This is a genomic window from Allocoleopsis sp. (assembly GCF_036703385.1).
GTDB lineage: Bacteria > Cyanobacteriota > Cyanobacteriia > Cyanobacteriales > Coleofasciculaceae > Allocoleopsis.
Genome location: NZ_DATNPA010000071.1, coordinates 1 through 3,501, shown reverse-complemented (window position 1 = coordinate 3,501; position 3,501 = coordinate 1). Strand labels below are relative to the sequence as shown.

The 3,501-nt window shown below is 50.0% G+C and carries 3 protein-coding genes and 1 pseudogene; 1 reads left to right on the top strand and 3 read right to left on the bottom strand.

The genetic code is table 11. The features are described from left to right. Together V6C93_RS38075 and V6C93_RS03815 are read right to left on the bottom strand one after the other, a co-directional pair. A pseudogene (locus V6C93_RS38075) lies at positions 1–137 on the bottom strand (Uma2 family endonuclease); the annotation flags it as partial. A 73-nt stretch (positions 138–210) separates the two neighbouring features. Then, positions 211–1,524 (bottom strand): homoserine dehydrogenase, encoded by a 1,314-nt coding sequence (locus V6C93_RS03815; protein ID WP_333475321.1) that lies wholly within the window; start codon positions 1,522–1,524, stop codon positions 211–213. Positions 1,525–1,623: 99 nt separating this feature from the next. Here V6C93_RS03815 and V6C93_RS03810 point away from each other — a divergent pair, with 99 nt between their 5' ends. After that, complete coding sequence (locus tag V6C93_RS03810) at positions 1,624–3,255, top strand: GUN4 domain-containing protein (protein WP_333475320.1); 1,632 nt, start codon at positions 1,624–1,626, stop codon at positions 3,253–3,255. A gap of 7 nt (positions 3,256–3,262) precedes the next feature. Here V6C93_RS03810 and V6C93_RS03805 read toward each other — a convergent pair. Beyond that, a partial coding sequence (locus V6C93_RS03805) for an ATP-binding protein (RefSeq protein ID WP_333475319.1) occupies positions 3,263–3,501 on the bottom strand: 239 nt, incomplete at its 5' end.

Sequence of the window (3,501 nt, the reverse complement as noted above, 5' to 3'; positions counted from 1 at the left end):
CCTTTTAGGTATTGCCTCAACACTTCCAATGTTGTGAGTAAGGCATAGAGATGAGCATACGTTTCTGCCACAGGTTCACCATCAGCACTGGGATAGAACGGTTGGGATTGTTTGGCTGTAGGGGTAAGAGCCGTCATAGTTACTTTCTTCCAGCTTTACTGTTGATTATGGCAGCTCTCCCACCACCAGGGACTTGAACGTCCGCAATACCTAAAGCACTCGCAAGATACTAGGAATGCTATCTATAGCTTCTAATGTCCGAATTTCATCCAAAGCTTGTCGGAAGTTTCCTTCCCGAACATCGTGAGTGACGACGACAATTTCCGCTAAATCATCCCGGAATCCAGTCTGCACAATTGACTCCAAACTCACATTGTGATTACCAAAGCTGGTTCCTAAGTGACCAATAACGCCAGGACGATCTTTAGTAAGAAAACGTGCATAAAATCGGGTCACTAATTCCGACATCGGCGCGATTGCACAATAATGTTGATGAGCACAACTCAACAAAGGATGCAGTCGGTGAGACTCCCCAGCCGTTTTTAAAACAGCGGCGATGTTCAAAATATCCGACACCACAGCACTCGCCGTTGGCCCAGAACCCGCACCTGGCCCGGAGAACACCACCTGCCCAATCGGGTCGCCTTCCACGAGAATAGCGTTGTAAACCCCGTTGATACTGGCAAGCGGATGCGTTTTGGGTAGCAATGTCGGATGCACTCTCACCTGAAGCATTTCGGCATCTGGGGTAGCTGACACAGCTATTTTCTCCCGCTTGGCAAATGCGAGTAGTTTAATCACAAACCCCAGTTTCTGAGCATAGGAAATATCCGCCGCACTAACTTGGCGAATTCCTTCACAGTAGACATCTTCGAGTTTAATTCGTCCCGCGAAGGCAAGGGAAGCGAGAATAGCAATCTTATCCGCTGCATCTAAGCCATCTACATCAGCGGTGGGGTCAGCTTCTGCATAACCCAACTTTTGGGCGTCGGCGAGGATGTCGCTAAATTCACCCCCCTCAGTTTGCATCCGTGTCAGGATGTAGTTGGTTGTACCATTGACAATACCAATAACGCTCTGAATGCGATTAACGCCCAAAGACTGCTTGAGGGGTTGAATCACTGGGATACCTCCCCCAACCGCTGCTTCTAAGAGGACGTAGACACCCGCTTCCTCCGCCGCTGTGAAAATTTCAGCACCATAGCGGGAAATGACAGCTTTGTTGGCAGTGACGACGTGCTTCCCTTGGGCAATGGCTTTGAGAATGAGCGATCGCGCCGGTTCCAACCCCCCCATCACTTCAACTACAATATCAACGGCTGGGTCAGTCACAATGGATTCTAAGTCCGTTGTGAGCAATTCCAGTGGTAGTTTGACCTCTCTCGGCTTGTCGAGCGATCGCACCCCCACCCGATGAATCTCAATCTCTTGCAACAACGGCTGACGCCCCTCTGGATTGAGCAAAATCTGTGCCGTTCCCGTACCAACTGTCCCGACGCCAAGCAAACCAACTTTAAAAGCCACAATCGCTCCTTTGACTCTAACGCTACAGCTTAGTCGATCTTAGGAAAATCTTGCGGCGAAGAATTACCATAGACACATTCAGCGGAATCCTTCCCAGGTATGATTTACTGCCTCAACCCCCACTGCCGCGATCGCCTTAACCCAGACAACTATAAATTTTGCCAAAGTTGTGGCGCTCAACTCCTACTCCGAAACCGCTACCGCGTGGTCAAATTCCTCGGCAGCGGCGGCTTTGGTAGAACTTATCTGGCTGTCGATCAAGACTGTATGAATGTCAAGTGCGTAGTGAAGCAATTTTCACCCTCATTAGACATTCAAGCCGATCCAGCTGCACTCCAAAAAGCCACCGAACTGTTTAACCACGAGGCCGTGCAGCTTTTGCAACTGGGAGAGCATCCCCAAATCCCCCGGCTACTCGCCTTCTTTGAACAAGAGAAATACCTGTATCTAGTGCAAGAGTTTATCGACGGACGGGATTTAAGGCAAGAATTGGCGATCGAGGGAACCTTCAGCGAACAAAAGATTAGGCAGCTGTTGCTCGATCTGCTTCCAGTTCTCCAGTTTATCCACGCCAAGGGTGTGATTCACCGAGACATCAAGCCAGGGAATATTATGCGTCGCCGCACCCCCACTCAAACCTCTCCCGCTCAAGGGGGTGGAAGGGGGAGATTGATGCTGATTGATTTCGGCGTCTCCAAACAGGCAACAGGAACTGATTTGGGTAGAGTCGGTACAACCGTTGGCACCGCAGGATTTACACCCCTCGAACAAATGCGGGGTAAAGCTTACCCTGCAAGCGACCTCTATAGTTTAGGGGTTACCTGCGTGTGTCTACTAACCAAGCATCTTCCTGGCACGGATGGCTTTGATGAAATTTACAACGGACTGGAATGTCGCTGGATGTGGCGGCAGCATCTGCCTCCCGGCATCACGATTAGCCCTCAATTAGGGCAAGTCTTGGACAAGCTGCTTCAGGATTTGCCGAAAGATCGCTATAAGTCTGCTGCCGAGGTACTACAATCCCTTCAGTCTGAAACTTCACAACCCTTATCTTTAAGTACCGCGACACCGACACCAGTGATTCCTGCTCCCTTTGAGTACAAACACCCGCTAGGGGACAAAGGCGACAACTCGAAGCCAACAGGGGAAAACGGCAAGACTTTAGATGAAACCTCTGCTCTCGGCGAGCTTACACTCCCTCCGTCAAGCCCACCTGTGCCAACTTTAGATGTGCCCCCTGCACCCCTTCTTATACTTTCAGAACTAGGAATAGATTACAGCCAACTGCAACAGCTACTGGCATCCGAGAAATGGCAAGAGGCGGATCGGGAAACAAGAGAGCTCCTATTTAAGGTCTCTGGTCGTGAGCAAGAAGGTTGGATCAGAGCTGAAGACTTCCAAAAGTTTCCCTGCCAAGACCTCGGCACCATCGATCGCCTCTGGGTACATTACAGCAAGGGGCGCTTTGGTTTCAGCGTGCAAAAGCGGATCTGGGAGAGTGTTAAGGGTAGGCTGGACAATCACTATACCATTTGGTCACGTTTTGGCGATCGGGTCGGTTGGCGTGTGAAAGGTAACTGGCTAACCTACGCTGAACTCACTTTCGACCCCGATGTCGCTCCCCTTGGTCATCTCCCCGCAGGCGGATTAGAGGACATTGTATTGGGAAAATGGGATTTAGTGGGTTGTTCTCTAGCGTTGAGACTCATCGAGTGCAACATTCAGGGGTGAGCTGCTTTCAAACCTCCGTCGAACTCACGTATAGTAAGGATTGTACGAAACGGCTTCCTGAGAAAGTTGCTGGCAAGGTTTTGGAGAGTTCTCTAAGGTGTTGATGCTGAATTGGTAGTGCGATCGCAAACTCAGTGCCAACTCCTACCTCTGAGTGACAGGTAATTTTGCCTTTATGGTTCTCAACAATAATCTGATGGCTAATTGCTAAACCTAACCCAGTTCCAATTCCTCTAGGTTTCGTCG

Bases quoted from the DNA above. Each gene is read 5' to 3' on its own strand.
- V6C93_RS03810 (WP_333475320.1), top strand. From the start codon at position 1,624: ATGATTTACTGCCTCAACCCCCACTGCCGCGATCGCCTTAACCCAGAC.